The following is a 23,934-nucleotide window of genomic DNA, read 5'->3' as shown; positions in this document are numbered from 1 at the left end:
ACTTACCCCTCCTGGCGTGCCTGGGCGAAGGCCCAGGCGTCGGCGACGATTCCCGCGAGGTCCGCGCGGGACGGGTTCCAGCCGAGGCGCTCGCGCGCGGTGGCGGCGGAGGCGACGAGGACGGCCGGGTCGCCGCCGCGGCGCGGGGCGGTGACCTCGGGGACCGGGTGACCGGTCACCTGGCGGACGGTCTCGATGACCTCGCGCACGGAGAAGCCGTTGCCGTTGCCGAGGTTGCAGATGAGGTGCTCGGCGGGGCGGGCGGCGTCGAGGGCGAGCAGGTGGGCCTCGGCGAGGTCGGCGACGTGGATGTAGTCGCGCACGCAGGTGCCGTCGGGCGTCGGGTAGTCGTCGCCGAAGACGGAGATCGCGTCGCGCCGGCCCTGGGCGACCTGGAGGACGAGCGGGATGAGGTGCGACTCGGGGTCGTGGCGCTCGCCGCAGCTGCCGTAGGCGCCCGCGACATTGAAGTAGCGCAGCGACACGGCGGCCAGGCCGTGCGCGGCCGCCTCCCCGGTGATCATGTGGTCGACGGCGAGCTTGGAGGCGCCGTAGGGGGAGGTGGGGGCGGTGGGGTCGGACTCTGTGATGGGGGTGCTGACGGGCTCCCCGTACGTCGCCGCCGTGGAGGAGAAGACGAGCTTGCGCACGTCCGCCGAGCGCATCGCGGCGAGGAGCGCCATGGTGCCGCCGACGTTGTTGTCCCAGTACTTCTCGGGCTTCACGACGGACTCGCCGACCTGGGAGAACGCGGCGAAGTGCAGGACGGCGTCGAAGGACGGGTCGAGCCACTTGGCGGCGTCGCGGATGTCGCCCTCGACGAATGTCACCCCGGCGGGCACGCCCTCGCGGAAGCCGGTCGAGAGGTTGTCGAGGACGGTGACGTCGTGCCCCGCCTCGACCAGGTGCTGCGCGACCACGCTGCCCACATATCCCGCACCACCGGTGACCAGGTACTTCCCGCTCATGTACTCGCTACCTCTCGCAGTCGCTCGGCCGCGGTCTCCGGCGGCACGTCGTTGATGAACACGCTCATGCCGGATTCGGAACCCGCGAGAAACTTCAGCTTGCCGGAAGTGCGGCGGATAGTGAAAAGCTCGAGGTGAAGCGCGAAGTCGTCCCGCTGGACGCCGGGGAAGTCGTCCAGGGTGCCGAACGGCGCCTGGTGCCAGGCGGCGATGTACGGCGTCGGGGACTCCCCCATTCCGAAGAGCCGGTCGAAGCGCCTCAAGAGTTCCAGATAAATCTGAGGGAACTCTGTGCGCGCGCCGTCGTCGAGGGCGAGCAGGTCGGGCACGCGGCGCTTGGGGTAGAGGTGCACCTCGTACGGCCAGTGGGCCGCGTACGGGACGAACGCCACCCAGTGGTCGCCCTCGAGGACGACGCGCTCGCCGGTGCGCTCCTCGGCGAGCACGTCGTCGAAGAGGTTGCGGCCGCCGGTCTGCTCCTTGTGCTCGGCGACCGAGCGCAGCATCAGGGCGGTGCGCGGGGTGGTGAAGGGGTAGCCGTAGATCTGGCCGTGCGGGTGGCCGAGGGTGACGCCGATCTCGGCGCCGCGGTTCTCGAAGCAGAACACCTGCTCCACGGAGGGCAGGTGGGACAGCTCGGCGGTGCGGTCGGTCCAGGCCTCCAGGACGAGTCCGGCCTGTTCCTCCGTGAGGTCGGCGAAGGACGACGTGTGGTCGGAGGTGAAGCAGACGACCTCGCAGCGCCCGGCGTCCCCGGCGAGCGAGGGGAAGCGGTTCTCGAAGACCGCCACGTCGTACGAGGAGTCGGGGATCTCGCTGAGCCGGTCGCCCTCGGACGGGCACAGGGGACACTCGTCGGCCGGCGGGTGGTAGGTGCGGGCCTGGCGGTGCGAGGCGATGGCGACGCTGTCCCCGAGGAGGGGGTCGCGGCGGATCTGCGAGGAGGAGGCGACGGGGTCCAGCGGACGCCGGTCCACCGCGTCCCGCACGACATCGTCACGCGAGTCGTAGTAGATGAGCTCGCGACCGTCGGCGAGCCGGGTCGACGTCTTCTTCACGTCCGATGCTCCTCATTCGCATCAACTCAACATAATCAAACATAACAAAGCACGCTTCAACGGGATGGTCAAGGCCGCGGACGCATCCTTCGGTGCGTGGCATGTCACTCGCATCACAATCAAACAAAGAACCTCAGCAGAAGTGTTCATTTATTGAACATGGACGCGTAGGTTCCGGTCTGATCAGTTCGCGCAACGAAGCGAGTTCTCCATGCTGTCCCCCACACAAACCCTGGCCGCGGGGCTCCGGCTGCCCACCAACGGCCTCGACTACGCGATCCTGGCGATCTACTTCGTCGTGGTCCTCGGCATCGGCTTCGCCGCCCGGCGCTCCGTGAAGACCAGCCTCGACTTCTTCCTCTCGGGCCGCTCCCTGCCCGCCTGGGTCACCGGTCTGGCGTTCGTCGCAGCCAACCTGGGCGCCACCGAGATCCTCGGCATGGCGGCGACCGGCGCGCAGTACGGCGTCTCGGTCGTCCACTGGTACTGGATCGGCGCCATCCCGGCGATGGTCTTCCTGGGCCTCGTGATGATGCCCTTCTACTACCGCTCCAAGGTGCGCTCGGTCCCCGAGTACCTGCTCCAGAGGTTCGACAAGAGCGCGCACCTGCTGAGTTCCATACTCTTCGCCTTCGCGGCGATCCTGATCGCGGGCGTGAACCTGTACGCCCTGTCGATCGTCGTGGAGGCGCTGCTCGGCTGGCCGCAGTGGCTGGCCATCGTCGTCGCCGGCCTGTTCGTGCTCGCGTACATCACCATCGGCGGCCTCTCCTCGGCGATCTACAACGAGGTCCTCCAGTTCTTCGTGATCCTCGCGGCGCTCATCCCCCTCTGCATCATCGGCCTCAAGCGGGTCGGCGGCTGGGGCGGCATGACCGACTCCCTGAAGAGCGCGCACGGCGACAACTTCCTCTCGGCCTGGGGCGGTACGGGCATCGGTGAGGCCAACCCGCTCGGCGCGAACTGGCTGACGATCATCCTCGGCCTGGGCTTCGTGCTCTCCTTCGGCTACTGGACGACGAACTTCGCCGAGGTGCAGCGCGCCCTGTCCGCGAAGAACCTCTCGGCCGCCCAGCGCACCCCGCTCATCGCCGCGTTCCCGAAGATCTTCATCGTCTTCCTGGTGATGATCCCGGGCATGGTCGCCGCGGTGCTGGTGCCGAAGATCGGCATGACCGGTTCGGACCTGACGTACAACGACGCGATCCCCTACTTGATGCAGGAGCTACTGCCGAACGGCGTGCTCGGCATCGCGGTGACCGGTCTGCTCGCCGCGTTCATGGCGGGCATGGCGGCGAACGTGTCGTCCTTCAACACCGTGTTCACGTACGACATCTGGGCCAAGTACGTGAAGACCGGCAAGCCCGACGGTTACTACCTGAAGTTCGGCCGCCTCATCACGGCGGTCGGCGTCCTCGCGTCGATCGGCACGGCGTTCATCGCCTCGTCGTTCTCGAACATCATGGGCTACCTGCAGACGCTGTTCTCCTTCTTCAACGTCCCGATGTTCGTCGTCTTCATCATCGGCATGTTCTGGAAGCGCGCCTCGATGAAGTCCGGCGTGTGGGGCCTGCTCGCGGGCACGACCGCCGCGATGGTCAACTACTTCTGGATCTACAAGCAGGGCGTCATCGACATCCCGACCGACCAGGGCGCCAACTTCGTCTCGGCGATCGTCGGCTTCGTCGCCGGCGCGGTCGTCATGGTCGTCGTCACCCTGTTCACCGCGCCCAAGCCCGAGGCCGAGCTCGCGGGCCTCGTGTACGGGACGGCGGCGCCGGGCCTGGAGGAGCTGCCCGCCGAGGGCGACGACGCCTGGTACCGCAAGCCCGCGCTGCTCGGCTGGGGCGCGATCGTCCTCGCCGCGCTGTGCTACGTCCCCTTCTCCCTCTGATCGGAGGCGCGAACCCTCATGTCTGAACTCCAGAACGAAGTCTCCGAGTTGGAGCGCAAGTCGGCGACGGCGGCGCGGCTCTTCGACATCCGGCGCATCATCGGCGGACTGTTCGTGGTGTACGGGGTCATCGTCACGATCGCCGGCATCACGGCGTCCGACGCCGACCTGAAAAAGGCCGAGAACATCAACATCAACCTGTGGACGGGCCTCGGCATGCTCGCCCTCGGGCTGTTCTTCCTGGTGTGGCTGAAGCTGCGGCCGACGGCTCCGCCGGTGCCGCAGGACGGCGAGGCGTAAGCCCTTTGCCCCGGCCGGAGGCCATCACCTACGGGTGATGGCCTCCGGCCCTTCGAACTCCGAAGACTCGCCTCTCATTTCGCCTGCGGCGGCGAAAGGCAACGACCGCGTCGAACTGGTCACCACTGCACAGTCGTTGGCGTACCTGCTCCGCGGATTCAAGCCGGGCCCCACCCCGTGAACGAAACAAGTCCCGCCCCGCCGAAGCGGGACGGGACTTGGGGTGGAGCGCCGAGCAGGCCTTGCACCTGCATCTCCCCGCAGGAAGCGGGGCGCCTTTCCTTGGACCACCGACGCACTGCCCGCACACCACGAGTCGCGGTGACGAGCACGGGATCGACTCTAGCTCAGGACTCCGGATCCGGCACGCCCGGAGCCGCCGGGACCACCGGCCCCGCCCGGTCGAGGAGCCCCGTGCGCGCGGCCAGCGCCGCCGCCTCCAGGCGCGAGCCGACGCCCAACTTCATCAGGACCCGCTGCACATGCGTACGGGCCGTGCTCGGGGCGATGCCCATTCCGGCCGCGATGAGCCGGGTGTCCTCGCCGTCCGCGACCCGGACCAGGACCTCGACCTCGCGCGGCGTCAGCATCTGCAGGAGCCGCTGCCCCTCGTCGTCTGGCTGCGCGGCCGGGTTGAGCAGCTCGCTGAAGGCTCCCTGCAGGAGCTGCGGCGCCACGGCCGCCTCGCCCGCCCGCGCCTTCATCAGGGCGCGCTCGACCCCCTCGATCCGCTCGTCGTGCCGTACGTAGCCACAGGCGCCGGCCGCGAACGCCGCCGCGATCCCGCGCGGTGACGGCACGGGCCCGAGGACGACGACCGCCACCTGCGGGCGCTCCCGCTTGATGCGCACGATCGGGTCGAAGATGCCCGGCTCCGCGGGCGTCGCCGTACCGATGAGGCAGACCTCGGGCGCCCGCTGGATCACCAGCTCGGCCGCTCCCGCGGCCGGCGCGGCCGCCGCGAGCACCCGGTGCCCGCGCAGCTTGAGAGCCGAAGCGAGCGCCTCGGCGAGCAGTCGGTGGTCGTCGACCACCATGAGCCGCACACCCATAGAGCCATCCCCCACATCCCCCGGGATCCCGTAGGACCCCCAGAACCCCCTCGGCACGGAAAGCCCCCCGACTCCCCGACCTCCTCCATCTCCCGGAAGCTACACGCTCGTTCGGCGTTGCGCTTCCCCTACTGGTGAGAAGTGACCCGGAATGCCGGAATCTCCCGGCGGCGGGCGCCTGGCACGACGGCCCCGCACCCTGTGAGGGTGCGGGGCCGTCGTGAGTCCGCGGTGAACGGCTCCGGAGTTACTTCGCCGCGAAGACCACGGCCTCGTACTCCTTCTCGTCCGCCGAATACGGCTTGGAGATGAGTTCCTTGCCCATGGCCAGCCTGCCGTTGGTGTAGAGCAGTTCGGACTGGGTGGGGGTCATGCTGCTGATGACGCTGGTCACGGTCTCCGTCGCCGGAGTGACCAGGAGCGTCTTCTGCTTCAGCGTCTTCGGGTCGATCGTGACGATCTCGGCGCCCTTGTCGTAGGGGCCGTCCTTGTACGCCAGGACGTTCCCGCCGTCCATGCGGACCGGGAAGAGCGTGTACTCACCGCCGTCGACGCGGTCACCGGTGAGCTGGCCGTTCGCCAGGGAGAACGACACGATCTCGTTGGTCTGGCCGGACGTGCCGCCGCCGTCGTGCTCGCGAGTCGGCATGTAGACGCGGTCGTTGCCGACCGTGATGCCACGGCAGCCGTGAATCTCGCTGACGTCGCAGTCGAAGTCGTAACGGTCCTTCTCCAGCGAGACCTTGGCGCGCAGCTTGCCGGTGTCGTCGAGGGAGAACAGGTCCGACATCTCGACCTCCTCGCCGGTGGCGATCACGAAGGTGACCGGCTTGCTGGAGACGACGGAGATGACGTTCACGTCGGCCGGGATCTTGTAGGTCCACTTCGGCTTGCCCGTCGCCGGGTCGAGGAGCTGCACCTGGTGCTTCTCGTCGCCGTAGTCACCGCACTTGCGCACCGCGACCAGCTGCTCGCCGCCGCGGTAGCCGACGTCCTCGCAGGAGCCGGCCTGCGGCTGCCACAGGATCTTGCCCGACTTGATGTCGAGGGCCGCGCCACCGTCGTAGCCGCCGCCGGCCGCCAGCGTGGAGCCGGTGATCGACAGTTCCTTGAACGGGATGTCACGCCCGCCGGTGCCGACGCTCTTCGTCCACAGCTTCTTGCCCGTGTCGACGTTGAAGACCGTGATCTTGGTGCAGGGCTGGTAGTCGTACTCCTTGGGCTTGCGCGGGGCCGCCTCGCTGATGACCGCGCTCAGGCCGTCCTGGGTGACCTCGGGGGCCCCGCCGCACGTCTGGCCGGGCAGCGGGAGCGTCCAGGACTTCTTGCCGGTGTCCGCGGCGTAGCCGTTGATCTCGCCGAGACCCGCCTTGGCGTACGTCGTGTCCGTGAGCCAGGAGCCCTTGGTGCTGAACACCTCGTCCTTGGGCACCTCGTGCTGGGGCAGCTGGAAGAGGACCTGGGAGCTGGTGTTCCCCGGGACCTTCTCCTTGCTCGCGCCGCCGGTGGTGGTGCCGCCGGAGCCGCCCTTGTTCTCGTCTCCGCCCTTGCCACCGGTGCCACCGGTCGGGCCCGCGGTGCTGGTGTCGGTCTTGTCGTCGCCGGACGACGCCGAGTACCAGACGCCGCCGCCGATGATCAGGGCGACCGCGACGACAGCGCCGATGATGATCATCATCTGGGAGCTGATCTTCTTGCCGGCGCCGCCGCCCGCCGCCTGCATGGGCACGGTGCCCGGCGGCGGGTAGGCGCCGTACTGCGGCGGCTGCTGGCCCGGGTAGCCGTAGCCCTGCGGGGGCGTCGGCGGCTGGCCCTGAGGGGCCTGCGGGTAGCCGTAGTTGGGGGCAGGGGGCTGCGGGTGGCCGTAGCCCCCGGGCTGGCCCTGCGGCGGCGTCGGCGGCTGGGCGGGCGGCTGCGCCGGGGGCGGGGTCTGGGGCGCCTGCGGGTAGCCGTAGCCGGGCTGCTGCGCGGGCGGGGGCGGCGGCGTGGGCGCGCCGAACCCTCCGGGCGGCGGGTCCTGCGGCGCGCCGAACCCTCCGGACGGGGGATCCTGCGGCTTGCCGAAGCCCACCGGCGGGGGGCCCTGCGGCGGCTCGTTGGGCGGCTGGGGCGGCTGCGTCATGACGTCTGTACCTCGGGTGACGGGGAGAAGGAGCGGGCAGCGGTGCGGTGGGCGGTCACTGGGGCTGCGGCGGTCACTTGCCGTACGCCAGCATCAGCTTCTCCTCGCCCTTGGCCGTGCCGGACAGGCGCGTCGTGGAGATGTAGAAGCGCCCGTCGACGTAGTCGACCGCCTTGGAGTAGAAGCCGTTCTCGATCTGCGCGGTTCCCGCCGGGTTCTGCAGCAGGGTCTTCGGCGTGTGCGAGCCCGCCGTCGCGATCGATACGACCCTGCCACCGGCGTCGTACGAGGCGTTGACGTAGGCGATCACGGCGCCGCCCTCGGTCTTCAGCGGCAGCATGTTCTGCGCCACCGGCGACTTCGCGCGCCAGCGCTCCTTGCCGTTCTCCAGGCTGATCGCGACGACCTCGTTGGCGCTGCCGCTGGTCGCCTTGGTCGGCAGGTACAGCGTGTTGGTGTCGGCGGCGACACCCGTGCAGCCCTGGAGGTCACGGTCGAGGATGGCCCAGCCGCACTCGGGCGCGAAGTCCTCGTCGACCGAGACCTCGGAACGCACCGCGCTGCTGCCGTTCTTCAGCGTGGTGATGTTCCACTGCTTCTTGTCCTCGTTGGTGAGGTAGAGGACGACCGGCGAGACGGAGTAGGCGCGGGCGACCTTCCAGCCCTTGGGGAACGGCTTGGTCCACTTCGCCTTGCCCGTCGCCGGGTCCAGCTCCTGGATCTCGTCGTGCTCCTTGTCCGTGGAGGCACCGCAGGAGGAGACGGCCAGGAGGCGCTCGCCGCCGGCGAAGGCGCCGGGGAAGCAGGCCGCGCCGTACTTCTTCTTCTCGAAGAGCTGCTTGCCGTCGCTGACGCTCAGGCCGAGGCCGGACATCTGGCGGCCGACCATCAACGTGCTGCCCGCGTAGGTGAGTTCGACACCGCTGCCGGTGCCGTCGAAGAGGTCCCCCTCGGGGATCTTCTTCTCCCAGTCCTTCTTGCCGGTCTTCAGGTCGATCTGCTGGACCTGGTTGCACTTGGCGCGGTCGGTGACACCGCTCATGTACGCGATGGCGACCTTGTCGTCGTCCGACTTCTGCACGCTGGCGCCGCAGATCTTCTGCGGGAGCTTGATGGTCGGCCAACTCGGCTTGCCGTCCGAGATGTTGTACGCGACGAGCTCGTTGTAGACCGCCTTCGCGGCGAGCGTGTCGGTGACCCACATGCCGGGCGCGTCAGCACCGTCGCCGGGGGCCTTGGGGGCCGTCTTGTACCAGAGGACCTTCGACTCACCGGCCTGGCGGCCCGCGTTGAGGTCCTCCTTGCCGTCGCGTCCGTCACCGGAGCCGTCACCCGGGTCGACCGGCGCGGAGCCGGTGGGCTTGGGGTCCTGGCTCTTGTCGGCGACGGGGTCCTTCTTCTTGTCGTCACCGCCGCCCACGACCGCCCACACCACACCGCCGGCGATCACGACGACGGCCACGGCGGCGGCCACGATGATCCCGGTCCGGCCCTTGAAGGGGTTCTTGCCGCCGCCCGGGCCCGCGGGACCACCGGGGAACGGGGGCTGCTGCTGCGGCGGGTAGCCGTACTGGGGCTGCTGTTGCGGATAGCCGTACTGGGGCTGCTGGCCGTACGGTCCCGGCTGCTGCTGCGGCTGTCCGTAGGGACCCGGCTGCTGCGGCTGACCGTAGGGGCCGCCCTGCGGGGGCTGGCCGTACGGGCCCGGCTGCTGCGGGTAGCCGTATCCGGGCTGCGGGGCCGGCGTCTGCGGCGGCTGGCCCGGAGGCTGCGGCGGCTGGGCCGGCGGCGTCTGCGGCTGACCCGGTGGCTGCTGTGGATCCTGTGGTGCTCCGAAGCCGCCTTGCGGCGGCTGGTTGGGCGGCTGAGTCATCAGCGCTCCCCCCGTCTTCACTGATGTGTCTGCTCGCCTGGTCGATTTCAGGACGTTCTCTGGTCGTTCTCAGGCAAACCCAGAGCGCCCTTTCTATCACCCTGTGCAGTAGCACATCGGGCCGGTCGCTCCCCTGTTCCCAAGGGAGCACCGGCCCGTGATGGGTCTGTTACGGGAGCTTCACGCGTCCTCCGCGAGCTCGAGCCAGCGCATCTCCAACTCCTCGCGCTCCCCGACCAGTTCGCGCAGCTCGCCGTCCAGCTTGGCCACCTTCGCGAAGTCCGTGGCGTTATCGGCGATCTGTGCGTGCAGCTTGGTCTCCCGCTCGGACATCTTGTCCAGCTGCCGCTCGATCTTCTGGAGTTCCTTCTTCGCGGCGCGGGCGTCCGCGGCGGACACCGCCTTCTCCGGCGTGCCCGTGGCGGGGGCCGGGGCGGCGGCCGTCATCGAGGCGGCGACGGCCTCCTCCATGCGGCGGCGGCGCTCCAGATACTCGTCGATACCGCGCGGCAGCATCCGCAGCGTGGCGTCGCCGAGCAGCGCGAACACCCGGTCCGTGGTGCGCTCGATGAAGAACCGGTCGTGGGAGATCACGACCATGGAGCCGGGCCAGCCGTCGAGGAGATCCTCCAGCTGCGTGAGGGTCTCGATGTCGAGGTCGTTCGTCGGCTCGTCGAGGAAGAGGACGTTCGGCTCGTCCATGAGGAGGCGCAGGATCTGGAGGCGGCGGCGCTCACCGCCGGAGAGGTCGCCGACCGGCGTCCACTGCTTCTCCTTGTTGAAGCCGAACGTCTCGCAGAGCTGGCCCGCGGTCATCTCGCGGCCCTTGCCGAGGTCGACGCGGTCGCGGACCTGCTGCACGGCCTGGATGACGCGCAGTTCGGGGTTGAGCTCGGCGACCTCCTGCGAGAGGTAGGCGAGCTTCACGGTCTTGCCGACGGCGACGCGGCCCGCCGCGGGCTGCTCCTCGCCGGCGGTGCGGGCGGCCTGTGCCATGGCCCGCAGGAGGGAGGTCTTGCCGGCGCCGTTCACACCGACGAGGCCGATGCGGTCGCCGGGGCCGAGCTGCCAGGTCAGATGCTTGAGGAGGACCTTGGGCCCGGCCTGCACGGTGACGTCCTCGAGGTCGAAGACGGTCTTGCCGAGCCGGGAGCTGGCGAACTTCATCAGCTCGCTCTTGTCGCGCGGCTCCGGCACATCGGCGATGAGCTCGTTCGCCGCCTCGATGCGGTAGCGGGGCTTGGAGGTGCGGGCCGGGGCGCCGCGGCGCAGCCAGGCCAGCTCCTTGCGCATCAGGTTCTGCCGCTTGGTCTCCTCGGTCGCCGCGATGCGCTCGCGCTCGGCGCGCGCGAAGACGTAGTCGCTGTAGCCGCCCTCGTACTCGAAGACGTCGCCCTTCTGCACGTCCCACATGCGGGTGCAGACCTGGTCGAGGAACCAGCGGTCGTGGGTCACGCAGACGAGGGCGGAGCGGCGGGCCCGGAGGTGGCCCGCCAGCCAGGAGATGCCCTCGACGTCGAGGTGGTTGGTGGGCTCGTCGAGGACGATCAGGTCGGGCTCGCCGATGAGGAGTTTCGCGAGCGCGATGCGGCGGCGCTCGCCGCCGGACAGCGGGGCGATGACCGTGTCGAGGCCCTGCGGGAAGCCGGGCAGGTCGAGTCCGCCGAAGAGGCCGGTGAGCACGTCGCGGATCTTGGCGTTGCCCGCCCACTCGTGGTCGGCGAGGTCACCGATGACCTCGTGCCGGACGGTCGCCTCGGGGTCGAGGGAGTCGTGCTGCGTGAGGACGCCGAGGCGCAGGCCGCCGCTGTGGGTGACGCGGCCGGTGTCGGCCTCCTCCAGCTTGGCGAGCATCCGGATGAGGGTGGTCTTGCCGTCGCCGTTGCGCCCGACGACACCGATCCTGTCCCCCTCGGACACGCCGAGCGATACGCCGTCGAGCAGGGCACGGGTGCCGTACACCTTGCTGACTGCCTCGACATTGACCAGGTTGACTGCCATTTCGCTCCTGACAAGGGGATGGATCAGTCTTCCAGCGTAGTCGCCGCGAGGGGCCCGACAGCCTGCGCCTTCGCTGTGACGGCCCGGACACGGGCGGGGGCGAGGGAGCGGGGGACGGGGGTGCGGGTGCCGCGGCGCCCGGTTCACGGTCGCGCCGTACCACGCCATGCCCCACGACGGGAAGTTCGCGACGGCCGCGTTCAGGGCCTTCGTGCAGCGCGCCGCCGAGCGGCCCGGCTGCGGGGACCTGCGCCGGCCCGACTGAGGACCGCGGCGACCTCGCGCGGCCGTACGACCCTGCCCTGCCAGCCGCCCCCGGCGGGCGGGGGCAGGAGGTGGCCGCGGGTGGCGAGCGCGGAGTGCAGCCCGACGAGGGCGAGCGCGCCGAGCGGGACGACAGCGCTGCCGATGCGGCGTCTGCGGCGCCGGTGCCGGGCGCTCGTGGTGTCGGTGGTCATGGCGACCACGGTGCCGCGGCACCCGCGGTCGCCGACAGCGCGGACGTACTCAGTTACCCGTGAGTACGTCCCGCTGTGTCAGCCCCGGACGACCGTCGCGCCCGGCGCCGGTGACGTCGTGACCCGTACGGAGCGGCAGGTGCCGGACGCCGTGAGGGCGGCGGCGACCGTGTGCGCCGACGTCTCGTCCGCGCAGAGGTACGCCGTGGTCGGGCCCGAGCCGGAGACCAGCGCCGCGAGGGCGCCCGCCGCCGCGCCCGCGTCGAGGGCGTCCTTCAGCGCGGGGAAGAGCGAGAGCGCGGCGGGCTGGAGGTCGTTCGTGAGCGTCGCGGCCAGCGCGGTCGCGTCGCCGGAGCGCAGGGCGTCGAGCAGCGCGGGCGAGGCCTCCGGCTCGGGGACGGCGCGGCCTTCGGCGAGGCGGTCGAACTCGCCGTACACGGCGGGCGTCGAGAGCCCTCCGTCGGCGGCCGCGAACACCCACCAGAACTTCCCGCCCACGTCCAGGAGTTGAAGCTTCTCGCCGCGTCCGGTGCCGAGCGCCGCCCCGCCGACCAGGCTGAACGGCACATCGCTGCCCAACTCGGCGCAGATCTCCAGGAGTTCGTCCCGAGTGGCGCCGGTGCCCCACAGTGCGTCGCAGGCCACGAGCGCGCCGGCCGCGTCCGCGGAGCCGCCCGCCATGCCGCCGGCGACGGGGATGTCCTTGTCGATGTGGAGGTGGACGCGGGGCTCGATCCCGTACCGCTCGCCGAGCGCGATCGCGGCGCGGGCCGCGAGGTTCGTGCGGTCGAGGGGGACCTGGTCCGCGCCGGGGCCCTCGCAGGTGAGGGTCAGTTCGTCGGCCACGGTCGCCGTGACGTCGTCGTGCAGGCCGACGGCGAGGAAGACGTTGGCGAGGTCGTGGAAGCCGTCGGGGCGGGCGGCGCCCACCGCGAGCTGGACGTTGACCTTGGCGGGGACCCGTACGGTCACGCTCACTGCTTGTTCTCCGCGATCCTTGCGAACTCCTCGACCGTGATGGCCTCGCCGCGCGCCTGCGGGGAGACACCGGCCGCGACCAGGGCGGCCTCGGCGGCGGCGGCCGATCCGGCCCAGCCGGACAGGGCGGCGCGCAGGGTCTTGCGGCGCTGGGCGAAGGCCGCGTCGACCACGGCGAAGACCTCGCGCTTGGAGGCGGTGGTCGCCACGGGTTCGGCGCGCTTGACCAGGGCGACGAGGCCGCTGTCGACGTTCGGCGCGGGCCAGAAGACGTTCCGCCCGATGGAGCCGGCGCGCTTCACGTCCGCGTACCAGTTGGCCTTGACCGACGGGACGCCGTAGACCTTCGAGCCGGGGGCGGCCGCGAGGCGGTCGGCGACCTCGGCCTGCACCATGACGAGCGTGCGCTCGATGGTGGGGAAGGTGTCGAGCATGTGGAGCAGGACCGGCACGGCGACGTTGTACGGCAGGTTCGCGACGAGCGCCGTGGGCGCGGGGCCAGGAAGTTCGCGTACCTGCATCGCGTCGGAGTGGACGAGCGCGAAGGCGTCCTTCTTCTGCGGGAGGCGGGCCTCGATCGTCGCGGGCAGCGCGGCCGCGAGCACGTCGTCGATCTCGACGGCGGTGACGTGGGCCGCCGCCTCCAGGAGCGCCAGGGTCAGCGAGCCGAGGCCGGGGCCGACCTCGACGACGTTGTCCTCGGGGGTGACCTGCGCGGTGCGGACGATGCGGCGGACCGTGTTGGCGTCGATGACGAAGTTCTGGCCGCGCTGTTTCGTGGGCCGCACGCCCAGGGCTGCCGCCAGTTCGCGGATGTCGGCGGGGCCAAGCAGGGGGCCCTGGGGGTCAGTGGTGCTCACGGTCTCAGGGTACGGGGCGCCACGACCGGGTCCCGACCGGACCGCGGGGGCCCTACCCGTGCAGGCGGCCCCCGCAGTGCGGCCACGGGCTCGCCCCGCGCCGCACGTAGAGCTTCTTCGCCCGGTACGTCTGCTCGGAGGCGGACGCGTCCTGGGGCCGGCCGCCGCCGCCCAGGCTGTGCCAGGTCTGTACGTCGAACTGGTAGAGGCCGCCATAGGTGCCGGTGGCGTCGGTCGCGGCGGGGCGCCCGCCGGACTCGCACCGGGCGAGCCCGCCCCAGTTCAGGCCGTCGGCGCCTGCGACGGAGGGCGGCAGCGGCTTGGTGCCGACCTTCACGACCTGGCTGCGCGGCTCGCGCACGACCTCGGCGCTCATGCGGCGCGGCTTCTGCTTGACGCCGTTGACGGTGCGCAGGGCGTAGGTGACGCGGCGGGCGCCCTGGCGGCCCGCCCGTTCGACGACCTCGGTGCCGCGGAACAGCGTCGGGTCCTGGGTGCGCTCCACGGCGTACTGGATGACTTCCTCGCGCACCTCCTTGCTGCCCTTGATCCGCATGACGGTGATCGTCTGCCCGTCGCGCGGGAAGCTGTCCTGCGGCACGGACGTGGTGTCCTGGCCGTGCAGCGAGACGCCCGCCTCGTCCACGGCGTCCCGGACGGTGGCGGCGTTGGTACGGATGGTGCGCTCGCGCCCGTCGGCCATGACCGTGACGCTGCGTTCCGTGCGGACGTCGAACTCGAGGCCGTCGCGGGCGATGCGGCGGGAGCGGGACGCGGAGACGTAGGCGCCCTCGGCGCGCACGCCCAGCTGGTGGAGCGCGCCGTCGACGGTGCCCGCGGTGGTCCACACCTGGCGGCGCTGCCCGTCAATGGTGAGGTGGACGAGCCTGCCGTAGCGCACGGTGACCTCGTCCCCGCTGGCCAGGGCGGTCCCGGGGGCGGGCGCGACGACGTCGTGCGGGCCGACGTCGACCCCCTCGTCGGCGAGCAGCTCGCCGACGTCGTCCGCGAAGGTGTGCAGGGTGCGCGGCCTGCCTTCGACGCTGAGCTGGACCGCCTTGTCGGCGGCGACGAACGCGGTGGTGCCGCCGGCCAGGAACACGACGACGAGGGCCTGCGGCAGCAGGCGTCTGAGGGTCTCGGGCCGCTCGGGCCGTTTCCTGCGCCGGGCCGCCCTGCGGGCTTCGGCGCGCCCCGCGGCCGGGGCGGACTGGTGCGGCAGCAGCGCTTCGGGCACCTGCCAGGCCGGCTGGGTCTCCATCGACTCGTAGCCGGGGCGGTAGGTGCCCCCGTAGGACTGCGGGCCGGGCGGTGGGTCGTATGTCCCGAGCGCGTCGAGCGTTTCCTGCGGCTCATACGTCCCGTACGGCGAATTGCTCACGACGACGCTCCTGGGTCCGGATCGGCGAGGAGAACCTAGCGGAGCATCGTCACTCTCCAAAGCATCACGACTACGCTGTGTCGCGTCTCGTTGCCGGCCTCACCCGCCGGGCGCCGTCCCGGGAGCGTGGTCGTTCAGTAGCCGAAGGCGCGGGCCGTGTTGGCGGAGACGGCCGCCGCGAGGGCGTCCTCGTCGAGGCCCTTCACCGCGGCCATCGCGCGCAGCGTGACCGGAATGAGATACGGGGCATTAGGCCGTCCGCGGTAGGGCGCGGGGGTCAGGAAGGGCGCGTCGGTCTCGACCAGGACGAGCTCGCGCGGAGCGACGGCGAGCGCGTCGCGCAGGGGCTGCGCGTTCTTGAAGGTGATGTTCCCGGCGAACGACATGAAGTAGCCGTTCTCCGCGCAGATCCGGGCCATCTCCGCGTCTCCGGAGTAGCAGTGGAAGACGGTGCGCTCGGGGGCGCCCTCCTCCTTGAGGATCCGCAGCACGTCGTCGTGGGCGTCGCGGTCGTGAATCACGAGCGCCTTGCCGTGCCGCTTGGCGATCTCGATGTGGGCCCGGAAGGAGCGCTCCTGCGCGGCGATGCCTTCAGGTCCCGTACGGAAGTGGTCGAGTCCGGTCTCGCCGACGCCCTTGACGTGCGGGAGGGCCGCGAGCCGGTCGATCTCCGCGAGCGCCTCGTCGAGGGCCGCGTCGCCGCCGGCCGGCCGCTCCCCCTGCCGCGACCAGCCGTCGGGGTCGCCGAGGACGATACGGGGCGCTTCGTTCGGGTGCAGGGCGACGGTGGCGTGCACGCTCGGGTGCGCGGCCGCGGTGTCGGCGGCCCAGCGGGACCCGTTCACGTCGCAGCCGACCTGGACGACGGTCGTCACACCCACCGACGCGGCCTTGGCGAGGCCCTCCTCCACCGTGCCCGACTGCATGTCGAGGTGGGTGTGCGAGTCGGCGACCGGCACCGCGAGGGGCGCGGGCAGCGGCGGCGGGGTGACGTCCTTCGAACGGTCAGAGCTCATGCCCCGATTTTACGAAGCCGGGGTCACTGGGGTCGTCGGGGTGCGGTTGCCGCTCAGCCCGTGCGCAGTCGGCGCTCAGTCTGTTTTGCGGTTCTGGAAGGGATGCAGCAGGTCGGAGAGGTGCCAGTGGTGGTCCTTCGCGGGGTGCTCCCCCGCCTCCGCGCCGGTCTCGTGCCGTCGCGCGGGCTCCGTCTCCTCGCGGTGCATCATGCCGAGGATCGACGAGACCCGCCCCGCCCTCATGATCCGTACGACATGGCCGCCGCAGTTGAGGCACGTGGGCCGGGTCAGCGGCGACGGGACCCGCTCGCCGCCCACCACGTACATCACGAACTCAGCGCCGTCGCCGTCGATGTGGTGCTCGATCTCGTAACTCTGTTCCCAGCCGTGACCGCACCGCATGCAGGCGAAGGCGTACGACTCGTGGGCGATGGCTGTGGCCGCGCTCCGGTTGGGTATCTGGGGTGCGGCAGCACCGGTCGGGGTCGGTACGGCGCCTGCGATCTCACTCATGCCTGCTCCTCTTGTCCGCTGGACAAGGCACCTCAGGGCGGGGCATTACATCCACCCTGAAGCGAGGGACGGGTGCGTCCCTTCAACCAGTGGACGCTTCTCCCGGCGCGATCGCATCAGGCCTGTCGACTATTGGATCCGATTTGGCCTTTCCTTATCGGAAGAGGCCCGATGCTCGGCCTGCGCTTTGCTTTTCACGATAGTCCTTTGCCCTCCGATGGGGCGCCCCGAGCGGCATTCTTTGCCGCCACCACGGCATCGAAGACCTCACGCTTGGGTAGCCCCGCTTCGGCGGCCACCGCGGCGATTGCTTCCTTGCGCCGCTCCCCCGCCTCCTCGCGCACCTGCACCCTGCGCACCAGCTCGGAGGCGTCGAGTGACTCCGCGCCCTTCTCCGGGGCGCCCTCGACGACGACGGTGATTTCGCCGCGTACGCCTTCAGCGGCCCATTTCGCGAGTTCCCCGAGCGGGCCCCGCTTCACTTCCTCGTACGTCTTGGTGAGCTCGCGGCACACGGCCGCCCTGCGGTCGGCGCCGAATGCCTCCGCCATCGCGGCGAGGGTGTCGTCGAGGCGGTGCGGGGCCTCGAAATAGACGAGGGTGCGGCGTTCCTCCGCCACTTCCTTGAGCCGGCCCATGCGCTCGCCGGCCTTGCGGGGCAGGAAGCCCTCGAAGCAGAACCGGTCGACGGGCAGCCCGGACAGCGCGAGCGCGGTCAGCACGGCGGACGGACCGGGCACGGCGGTGACCTTGATGTCCCGCTCGACGGCGGCGGCGACGAGCCGGTACCCGGGGTCGGACACGGACGGCATCCCCGCGTCGGTCACGAGCAGCACCCGGGCCCCGCCCGCGAGCGCCTCGACCAGCTCGGGTGTGCGGGCGGACTCGTTCCCCTCGAAGTACGACACGACGCGCCCGCCCGGCGTCACCCCGAGCGCCTGCGTCAGGCGCCGCAGCCTGCGGGTGTCCTCGGCGGCGATGACGTCGGCGCCGGCCAGCTCCTTGCTGAGCCGGGGCGGCGCGTCCGACACGTCTCCGATGGGCGTGCCCGCGAGCACGAGCGTTCCGGGGGATTCTGGGCTTGATGTCACGGGATCCATCCTCGCAGGGGCGGGGGCCGGCCGACTCGGTCGGGCCGCACACGGGACTCGCACAGTGACGTTCCCTACGATGGCGCGGTGACCAGTACTGCGTCCTCGCCGCACTCGCCCTCGACCAGCGCCCCGCCGGGCCGAAGCCCCGGCGAGGGGCGGCAGCCGTCGATGTGGGAGCGCCGGCTGCGGCGGTTCGGTCACGTGGCGCGGCCCAGAGGCGACGTGGGCACGCGGCTCGTGCCGCCGTACGCGCCGCCGTCGTCGCGGCTGTGGGCGACGCTCGGCCTCTCCGACGGGGTCGCGCGGGGCATGACGCGCTGGTCGGGCTGGCTCGGTCCGCTGCTCGTGACGCTGGTCGCGGGCCTGATGCGGTTCTGGCATCTCGGCAGCCCGAAGGCCGTGATATTCGACGAGACGTACTACGCGAAGGACGCGTGGGCGCTGATCCACCGCGGCTTCGAGGTCAACTGGGACAAGAACGCCAACGACCTGATCCTCAAGACCGACGGCCATGTGCCGATCCCGCACGACGCCGCGTACGTCGTGCATCCGCCGGTCGGCAAGTACGTCATCGGGATCGGTGAGTGGCTGTTCGGGTTCAACCCGTTCGGCTGGCGGTTCATGACGGCGGTGCTCGGCACGCTGTGCGTGCTGCTGGTGTGCCGCATCGGGCGGCGGCTGTTCCGCTCGACGTTCCTCGGCTGCCTGGCCGGTCTGCTGCTCGCCGTGGACGGCCTCGCGTTCGTCATGAGCCGCACGGCGCTCCTCGACTCGATCCTCGTGTTCTTCGTCGTTGCCGCGTTCGGCTGCCTGGTCGTGGACCGCGACAAGGCGCGCGGGAAGCTCGCTGCCGCGCTCCCGAGGGGCGAGGACGGCGTGCCACGCCCCGACGCGCACATCGCCGAGACGCTGCGCCTGGGCCTGCGCCCGTGGCGGCTGCTGGCCGGCCTGTGCCTGGGTCTCGCCGCGGGCACGAAGTGGAACGGCTTCATCTATGTGGCCGCGTTCGGCATCCTCACGGTCCTGTGGGACGTCGGCGCGCGCCGCGTCGCCGGGGCCGGCCGGCCGTACGTCACCGTGCTCAAGCGGGACCTCGGCTGGGCGTTCCTGTCGACGGTGCCGGTCGCGGTCGGCACCTACGTCCTGTCCTGGCTCGGCTGGATCCTTTCTCCTGCCGACGGGACCGGCGGCTACTTCCGCAACTGGGCGGCGACCGACGGCCGGGGCGGCTCCTGGACCTGGCTGTTCCCCGACTGGGTGCGCAGCCTGTGGCACTACGAGCACGAGGTCTACAAGTTCAACGTGGGGCTCAGCTCCCCGCACATCTACCAGTCGAACCCGTGGAGCTGGCTCGTCGACGGCAGGCCGGTCTCGTACTTCTACGAGTCCCCGCTGCCCGGCAAGGACGGCTGCCCGGCCGGCGCGGGCGACAAGTGCGCCCGCGAGGTCCTCGCGCTCGGCACCCCGCTGCTGTGGTGGGCCGCGGCGTTCGCCGTGCTGTATCTGCTGTGGCGCTGGTTCTTCCGCCGCGACTGGCGGGCGGGAGCCATCGCGTGCGCCATCGCCGCGGGCTATCTGCCCTGGTTCAACTACCAGGAACGCACGATCTTCTTCTTCTACGCGGTCGTCTTCGTGCCCTTCCTCTGTCTCGCCGTCGCGATGCTGGTCGGCGCGATCCTCGGGCCACCGGGCTCCGGGGAGCGGCGCAGAGTCGTGGGCGCGGCGGGCGCGGGCGTGCTCGTCCTGCTGATCGTGTGGAACTTCGTCTACTTCTGGCCGATCTATACCGGCCAAGCGATCCCGTTCAGCTCCTGGCAGTCCCGGATGTGGCTGGACTCCTGGGTCTAGCTGCGAAGTTGGGCAGGAGCGGCAAGGCTGGCGGTCGTGCCGCTCCTGTCGTTCTCCGTCGTTGTCGGTCGTCGTCGGTCTCCCTCGGGCGGCCCACAGACGGCCCCGGCCGGGGCTCGTTTTTGCTCCTTCACCAGGGCGAAAGCCCGCTAACGTTAGCGACCCCGATAGCGGGCCATCGGCCCGAAGGGCATGAAGGTGCGGCCTTCGGCCGCACGACTCTTGGCAGCTCGCTCCGCTCGCGCGCGACGGCCGTCGCCAGGAACGCGCCGCACGCCCTGGAAGGCAATAGGGGGCTCAGCGGGGGCGGCGTTGCCGCCGAACAGCAAGAGGAGCACGCCTCCGCCCCAGGGTGCTCCTCTTGCCTGAAGGCCTTCCAAGGGGTTCCCGCCACGACCACGCTCCGGCCGGCCGTGGACTCGCGAGGCTTTTCAGGCGGGCGGGCTTGTCGCCTGACTTGTCGTGCAGCTTGTCGCGTGCCTTGTCTTGTCGCTTGTCGCCTCCCAGGTCAGGGGACGTTACTGAGACTTTCGGCAGAGGTTGGCACTAGAAGTGGGCGCCGATCTGCGGATTCGGCAAGTTCTGTCAGCGCGACTTGGCACCGGATGTCGATAAGGGGTGGCGCCCTACTGGGCTTTCAGGCCTTCTGGCACCGCTTCGACAGCACCCACCCAAGCAAGTCCGTGGACCTGAACCGCCCGGCCAGGCCAACTAAGCGCCTCGGGGATGTTCGCTGCCGATCCTGAGCCACGGGTTCCGTTGACGCGTCAGCACCTGCCCTTGCGCAGGTTGACTGCCCGCCCCGGCGGGGCTTCCATGGCAACCATGGGCGCACTGTTGGTAATCGGGATGACTCTGCTTGGTCTGTGGCTCTGGTGGGAAAACTCGAAGACCGGCAAGTGGTGGCGGAGGCAGACGCGGATCGAGAACCGGCGGTCGAACTCGAACCCTCTACGACAGGCCCCATGCCGCAACTGCCACGGGAAGGGGACTACGGCTGAGTACCCCCAGTCCTGTGCAGCATGCATGGGCACCGGAGAAGCCAACCCGCGCTTCTGACGGCTCGCATAGATCGGCATTCAACTTCACCCAGCCTGCTTAGGCTCCGCGCAGGGCGCATTCAGAGTGGTGCCACTTCTCGCTGAAAAGTGTCATGTCGCACTGAAATTCTCAGTTACCCGGACGCACGACAACCCAGAGGGCGTGTGTTTGTAGAGGTGGGCGACAAGCGACAAGCACTGCTCATGTGGGGGGTGGTTCGCGGTCCCCGTCTGAAGAGCCGTCCCTACCCTTCCTAGAGAGTTGAGGGAAGATAGCGTCCGCAACGTCCGCCGGGCTGCCCTTACCCCCTCTGACCTGCTCTTTCAGTGTGGACGCTAAACAGATTGTTTAGCGTCCACTAGCGTCCAGGCACCCACGGTTACGAAGAGCCGGTTTCCGCAGGTCAGGGCCGCTCTTAGAGGAGTGGGGGTTGCGGACACTGCGGACGCTGAACCTCGGCTGCGAGATGAAGAGACCACCCTCCGGCGGGGCGGGGTGGTCTCTTCCGGGGGCAGCCTGAGAGGGCGGAGCGGCGCATTGCTGGACTGAGGCCGTCGCGCGCGAGCTGAGCGAGCTGCCAAGGGTCGTGCGGCCGAAGGCCGCGCCTTCTTGCCCTTCGCTCAAGCTGAGCTCTCGGGGCCGCCACGGACAGGTACTGGCTACTGGCTAGTGCCAACTTGCCACTAGAGATCTCTAACGGTTCGGGTTACGTCGGGTCGTGACGGCTCCCGTGGGATGCGCTATGCCGGGAAGGTGAGGTATCCCGATGGCGGTGGGCTGGCGGCCGAGGAGCGGGCTCGGCGTAAGCAAGTGCGGTTCGAAGCCGCTGATCTGATCGAGGCCGGGGCCAGTGACCGGGAGGTGGCCCGGCGGTTCAGGGTGACCCGGATGTCGGCGAACCGGTGGCGGCGTTCATTGGCTTCGGGCGGTCGGCAGGCTTTGGCCTCCAAGGGTCCCGGCGGGGCGCGCGGGAGGGCGACTTGGCACAGGCGCTCGTCATGGGCGAGCGCGCCCTCGAAGGCGAGCGCCAGTCCGTCCCTTCGCTCATCATGACGAGCCGCGAGCCGGCAGCCGAGATGAGGAGTTCCCACCCGCCACGTGCTTCCGGGCCGACTCGGACCCAGCGTGCCCGACGGGTCGGCACGGTCCCTGCGACTCTCCTGGCTACGCTCGCGCGGGAGCGCCCCGCAGCGCGTGGCTGCGGGGCGCCGATCCACTTTCACAACGGGCCCTAGTGGGGATTAGTCGACCGTCTGCCCGTCGTACATACCGCCCCTGCAGGTCGGGAGCACGGGCGTCGACCGATCGATCGTTCCGCCGCCGTCCGTGCACTCACCCGGGGTGACGCTGGCCGGGGTGACGCTGCCGGCGGTGGCGGTGGCGGCGGTGGCGGTGGCGGCGCCTGTGAGGCCGAGTCCGGCGAGGGCTGCCGTGGCGATGACGGCCGCGAAGATTCGTCGAATGCGCATTTGGTTCCCCTTTCACGTATTGCCTCAATTGGGGCACTAGTCAGCTTGACCTTCACCCATGTGGGTGGCACGCCCATGCTGTTGCGCTATTCGGGTGACATTACTGGCGGGTGCGGGGTCGGTGACGCGACCCCGCACCCGCCAGACAGGCCCTAGGAGATCGCCGCCGCTGGCATCATCCCGGAGCCCCAGGAGGGCGAGCGGTACGCCTCGGCGCGCGAGCACGGCATGCACGCCCTCAGGCACTTCTACGCATCCGTTCTGCTGGACGCGGGCGAGAACATCCGAGCCCTGAGCACGTACCTCGGGCACAGTGACCCCGGCTTCACGCTGCGGACCTACACACACCTCATGCCGAGCAGTGAGGGGCGCACCCGGAAGGCGGTGGACAGCCTGTTCCTGGCGTCCCCCCGCCCGCGAGTACAGCTGAGGGGCGACTGAGGCGCCCTAATTGGGTCCGGGCCGGATCTGTTCCGCCGGTTACCGGCAGCTCCTCCCGCTCGGCGCCGGACAGCAGTCCGGGTAAATACGCGCGGACGGTAGCCCGGGAACGGCCGCATGCCGGAATGAGTGACGACCGGCGAAGCGTTGGTACGTGTGGAACGAGGAGCATCAACGTGACAGTTGCGACCATCACGACACCAGTGGCCCAGACTCTGCAAGCCTGGCGCCGGTCGGCACTGTGGTTGGTGGGCCCCTTGGTGCTGATTGTCGCGGTACCCGTGGCCGACCATTTCCTGCCGCCGGACGTCCATCTCGCCCACCTACTCATCGTGGCCCCGGCGGTTACCTCCGCAGTCACGGGTCCGCGGCTGACCGCGCTGGTCGGTGGGCTCGCGGTGGCGGCTCTTGTCATCGCAGGGGCGGAGCGCTCGGTCCTGATCACCGAGAGTGTCCTCGTCGAGCTGGCGGCCCTCGCGGTGCTCTGCGCCCTCTTGACGCTCTTCTCCCTTCTGCGTGACCGGCATGAGCTGGAGCTGCTCCGGGTACGTTCGGTCTCCGACGCGACACAGCGCGTCGTCCTGCGTCCGCTGCCGGGCAAGGTCGGGCCGGTGTCCATCGCCTCGGAGTACCGCAGCGCCGAAGCCGACACCCGTATCGGTGGTGACCTCTATGCCGTCGCCCGCACCTCCGACTCCACCCGGTTGGTCATCGGGGATGTACGGGGCAAGGGTCTCGCTTCGATCAGCGATACCTCGATCATGCTGGGCGCCTTCCACGCCGCGGCCCACCGTCAGTCCCCGCTGCCGCAACTGGTCGCGTACCTGGAAAACGCCGTCCGGTGGGGTCTGGCGGAATTTTCGGAGTCCTCGAGGGCCGAGGCGGACGCCGAGGAACGCTTCGTGACCGCCGCGGTGGTGGACATCCCGGACAACGATCCGGTGGTTCACGTGATCAGCTGCGGGCACCCGCCGCCCCTGCTCCTGCACAACTCCACCGTGACCGCGCTCAGCGTGCCGGACCCCGCTCTGCCCCTTGGCCTTGGCGGTCTGGCCGACGGCCCCTACGCCCAGACGACCTTCCCGTTCGCCCATGGCGACCAGCTTCTGCTCTATACCGACGGCGTCAGCGAGACCCGCGACGGGGAGGGCATCTTCTATCCGCTCGCGGAGCGCGCCGCCGCCTGGGCCGACCATGCGCCCGCAGCACTGGTGCAGAAGATCACGACCGACCTCAAGGCTTACGCAGGAGGCCCGCTGGACGACGACATGGCGATGATCGTGGTCCAGCGGAACGAGGCCAACGCATCCTCCTCCGACGACGCAGCCAGGCCCGAGCCCGCCGCTCCCACTACCTTGATCACGGCCCAGAGACGGCCCAAGCCGCCTGATGCGGCCCCCGACCAGAGGCAAATGCCCTGATCGGGGCCCTAGGGGGCCGGATCAGGGCAGACTTCGTCTGCTTCTGGCCGATCTATACCGGCCAGGCGATACCGTTCAGCTCCTGGCAGTCCCGGATGTGGCTGGACTCCTGGGTCTGACCTCGGACGACCCGACCCCGCGCAAGC

18 protein-coding genes and 2 pseudogenes are annotated in these 23,934 nt (G+C 70.2%); 6 read left to right on the top strand and 14 right to left on the bottom strand.

Features of this window, described 5'->3' with window-relative positions; genetic code table 11:
* Positions 1-2 precede the first annotated feature (2 nt).
* Complete coding sequence (galE, locus tag OG574_RS27360) at positions 3-968, bottom strand: UDP-glucose 4-epimerase GalE (protein ID WP_326775360.1); 966 nt, start codon at positions 966-968, stop codon at positions 3-5.
* Positions 965-2,026, bottom strand: coding sequence for a galactose-1-phosphate uridylyltransferase (gene galT, locus OG574_RS27355; RefSeq protein WP_326775359.1), 1,062 nt, complete (start codon positions 2,024-2,026; stop codon positions 965-967). The genes galE and galT overlap by 4 nt, the downstream gene beginning before the upstream one ends.
* A 211-nt stretch (positions 2,027-2,237) precedes the next feature.
* On the opposite strand from galT, the gene OG574_RS27350 reads away from it, so the two are divergent.
* Positions 2,238-3,920, top strand: coding sequence for a sodium:solute symporter family protein (locus tag OG574_RS27350; protein ID WP_100596149.1), 1,683 nt, complete (start codon positions 2,238-2,240; stop codon positions 3,918-3,920).
* 18 nt (positions 3,921-3,938) lie between these two features.
* The gene (locus OG574_RS27345) at positions 3,939-4,220 is read left to right on the top strand and encodes a hypothetical protein (protein WP_100596148.1); all 282 of its coding nucleotides are present in this window, start codon (positions 3,939-3,941) and stop codon (positions 4,218-4,220) included.
* A 347-nt stretch (positions 4,221-4,567) separates the two neighbouring features.
* On the opposite strand, the gene OG574_RS27340 is transcribed toward OG574_RS27345, so the two are convergent.
* The 11 genes from OG574_RS27340 to rsmI all read right to left on the bottom strand — a co-directional run bounded on the left by OG574_RS27340 (position 4,568) and on the right by rsmI (position 17,574).
* Positions 4,568-5,272, bottom strand: a complete 705-nt coding sequence (locus tag OG574_RS27340) for a helix-turn-helix transcriptional regulator (RefSeq protein ID WP_100596147.1) — start codon at positions 5,270-5,272, stop codon at positions 4,568-4,570.
* Positions 5,273-5,519: 247 nt separating this feature from the next.
* A complete protein-coding gene (locus OG574_RS27335) occupies positions 5,520-7,394 on the bottom strand; it encodes an outer membrane protein assembly factor BamB family protein (RefSeq protein ID WP_326775358.1) in 1,875 nt (624 codons plus the stop codon).
* 73 nt (positions 7,395-7,467) lie between these two features.
* Positions 7,468-9,267, bottom strand: a complete 1,800-nt coding sequence (locus tag OG574_RS27330) for an outer membrane protein assembly factor BamB family protein (RefSeq protein ID WP_326775357.1) — start codon at positions 9,265-9,267, stop codon at positions 7,468-7,470.
* A 180-nt stretch (positions 9,268-9,447) separates the two neighbouring features.
* Positions 9,448-11,268: an ABC-F family ATP-binding cassette domain-containing protein gene (locus OG574_RS27325; RefSeq protein ID WP_326775356.1), complete on the bottom strand. Its 1,821-nt coding sequence runs from the start codon at positions 11,266-11,268 to the stop codon at positions 9,448-9,450.
* Between the two features lie 200 nt (positions 11,269-11,468).
* Positions 11,469-11,726: a hypothetical protein gene (locus OG574_RS27320; RefSeq protein WP_159032553.1), complete on the bottom strand. Its 258-nt coding sequence runs from the start codon at positions 11,724-11,726 to the stop codon at positions 11,469-11,471.
* A gap of 78 nt (positions 11,727-11,804) precedes the next feature.
* Positions 11,805-12,704, bottom strand: a complete 900-nt coding sequence (locus tag OG574_RS27315) for a 4-(cytidine 5'-diphospho)-2-C-methyl-D-erythritol kinase (protein ID WP_326775355.1) — start codon at positions 12,702-12,704, stop codon at positions 11,805-11,807.
* Positions 12,701-13,564, bottom strand: a complete 864-nt coding sequence (gene rsmA, locus OG574_RS27310) for a 16S rRNA (adenine(1518)-N(6)/adenine(1519)-N(6))-dimethyltransferase RsmA (RefSeq protein WP_100596141.1) — start codon at positions 13,562-13,564, stop codon at positions 12,701-12,703. Before rsmA ends, OG574_RS27315 begins: the two co-directional genes overlap by 4 nt.
* A gap of 52 nt (positions 13,565-13,616) precedes the next feature.
* Positions 13,617-14,945 (bottom strand): ubiquitin-like domain-containing protein, encoded by a 1,329-nt coding sequence (locus OG574_RS27305; protein WP_326775354.1) that lies wholly within the window; start codon positions 14,943-14,945, stop codon positions 13,617-13,619.
* A gap of 134 nt (positions 14,946-15,079) precedes the next feature.
* Complete coding sequence (locus tag OG574_RS27300; protein ID WP_326775353.1) at positions 15,080-15,961, bottom strand: TatD family hydrolase; 882 nt, start codon at positions 15,959-15,961, stop codon at positions 15,080-15,082.
* A 75-nt stretch (positions 15,962-16,036) separates the two neighbouring features.
* Positions 16,037-16,474, bottom strand: coding sequence for a hypothetical protein (locus OG574_RS27295; protein WP_326775352.1), 438 nt, complete (start codon positions 16,472-16,474; stop codon positions 16,037-16,039).
* 194 nt (positions 16,475-16,668) lie between these two features.
* Positions 16,669-17,574 (bottom strand): 16S rRNA (cytidine(1402)-2'-O)-methyltransferase, encoded by a 906-nt coding sequence (rsmI, locus tag OG574_RS27290; protein ID WP_398377914.1) that lies wholly within the window; start codon positions 17,572-17,574, stop codon positions 16,669-16,671.
* A gap of 78 nt (positions 17,575-17,652) precedes the next feature.
* Between rsmI and OG574_RS27285 the strand changes: the two genes are divergently transcribed.
* Together OG574_RS27285 and OG574_RS27280 are read left to right on the top strand one after the other, a co-directional pair.
* The gene (locus OG574_RS27285; RefSeq protein WP_398377913.1) at positions 17,653-19,416 is read left to right on the top strand and encodes a dolichyl-phosphate-mannose--protein mannosyltransferase; all 1,764 of its coding nucleotides are present in this window, start codon (positions 17,653-17,655) and stop codon (positions 19,414-19,416) included.
* Between the two features lie 1,794 nt (positions 19,417-21,210).
* Positions 21,211-21,426 (top strand): annotated as a pseudogene (locus tag OG574_RS27280) (helix-turn-helix domain-containing protein); the annotation flags it as partial.
* Positions 21,427-21,698: 272 nt separating this feature from the next.
* Here OG574_RS27280 and OG574_RS27275 read toward each other — a convergent pair.
* Positions 21,699-21,926 (bottom strand): hypothetical protein, encoded by a 228-nt coding sequence (locus OG574_RS27275; RefSeq protein ID WP_326775350.1) that lies wholly within the window; start codon positions 21,924-21,926, stop codon positions 21,699-21,701.
* 159 nt (positions 21,927-22,085) lie between these two features.
* On the opposite strand from OG574_RS27275, the pseudogene OG574_RS27270 reads away from it, so the two are divergent.
* Both OG574_RS27270 and OG574_RS27265 read left to right on the top strand, forming a co-directional pair.
* Positions 22,086-22,367: pseudogene (locus OG574_RS27270) on the top strand (tyrosine-type recombinase/integrase); the annotation flags it as partial.
* Between the two features lie 176 nt (positions 22,368-22,543).
* The gene (locus tag OG574_RS27265; RefSeq protein ID WP_326775349.1) at positions 22,544-23,788 is read left to right on the top strand and encodes a PP2C family protein-serine/threonine phosphatase; all 1,245 of its coding nucleotides are present in this window, start codon (positions 22,544-22,546) and stop codon (positions 23,786-23,788) included.
* Positions 23,789-23,934: the final 146 nt, after the last annotated feature.

Source organism: Streptomyces sp. NBC_01445, from assembly GCF_035918235.1.
Taxonomy (GTDB): domain Bacteria; phylum Actinomycetota; class Actinomycetes; order Streptomycetales; family Streptomycetaceae; genus Streptomyces.
The sequence above is the reverse complement of the archived record's forward strand: the minus strand, read 5'-3'. Positions and strand labels throughout refer to the sequence as shown.

What these genes read in the sequence shown, in the direction of transcription:
- OG574_RS27325 (WP_326775356.1), bottom strand. Translation starts at nt 11,268, where the DNA reads ATGGCAGTCAACCTGGTCAATGTCGAGGCAGTCAGCAAGGTGTACGGC.
- OG574_RS27300 (WP_326775353.1), bottom strand. Translation starts at nt 15,961, where the DNA reads ATGAGCTCTGACCGTTCGAAGGACGTCACCCCGCCGCCGCTGCCCGCG.
- OG574_RS27320 (WP_159032553.1), bottom strand. Translation starts at nt 11,726, where the DNA reads ATGACCACCGACACCACGAGCGCCCGGCACCGGCGCCGCAGACGCCGC.
- OG574_RS27275 (WP_326775350.1), bottom strand. Translation starts at nt 21,926, where the DNA reads ATGCGCATTCGACGAATCTTCGCGGCCGTCATCGCCACGGCAGCCCTC.
- OG574_RS27340 (WP_100596147.1), bottom strand. Translation starts at nt 5,272, where the DNA reads ATGGGTGTGCGGCTCATGGTGGTCGACGACCACCGACTGCTCGCCGAG.
- OG574_RS27335 (WP_326775358.1), bottom strand. Translation starts at nt 7,394, where the DNA reads ATGACGCAGCCGCCCCAGCCGCCCAACGAGCCGCCGCAGGGCCCCCCG.
- OG574_RS27330 (WP_326775357.1), bottom strand. Translation starts at nt 9,267, where the DNA reads ATGACTCAGCCGCCCAACCAGCCGCCGCAAGGCGGCTTCGGAGCACCA.
- OG574_RS27345 (WP_100596148.1), top strand. Translation starts at nt 3,939, where the DNA reads ATGTCTGAACTCCAGAACGAAGTCTCCGAGTTGGAGCGCAAGTCGGCG.
- OG574_RS27295 (WP_326775352.1), bottom strand. Translation starts at nt 16,474, where the DNA reads ATGAGTGAGATCGCAGGCGCCGTACCGACCCCGACCGGTGCTGCCGCA.
- galE (WP_326775360.1), bottom strand. Translation starts at nt 968, where the DNA reads ATGAGCGGGAAGTACCTGGTCACCGGTGGTGCGGGATATGTGGGCAGC.
- OG574_RS27350 (WP_100596149.1), top strand. Translation starts at nt 2,238, where the DNA reads ATGCTGTCCCCCACACAAACCCTGGCCGCGGGGCTCCGGCTGCCCACC.
- rsmI (WP_398377914.1), bottom strand. Translation starts at nt 17,574, where the DNA reads ATGGATCCCGTGACATCAAGCCCAGAATCCCCCGGAACGCTCGTGCTC.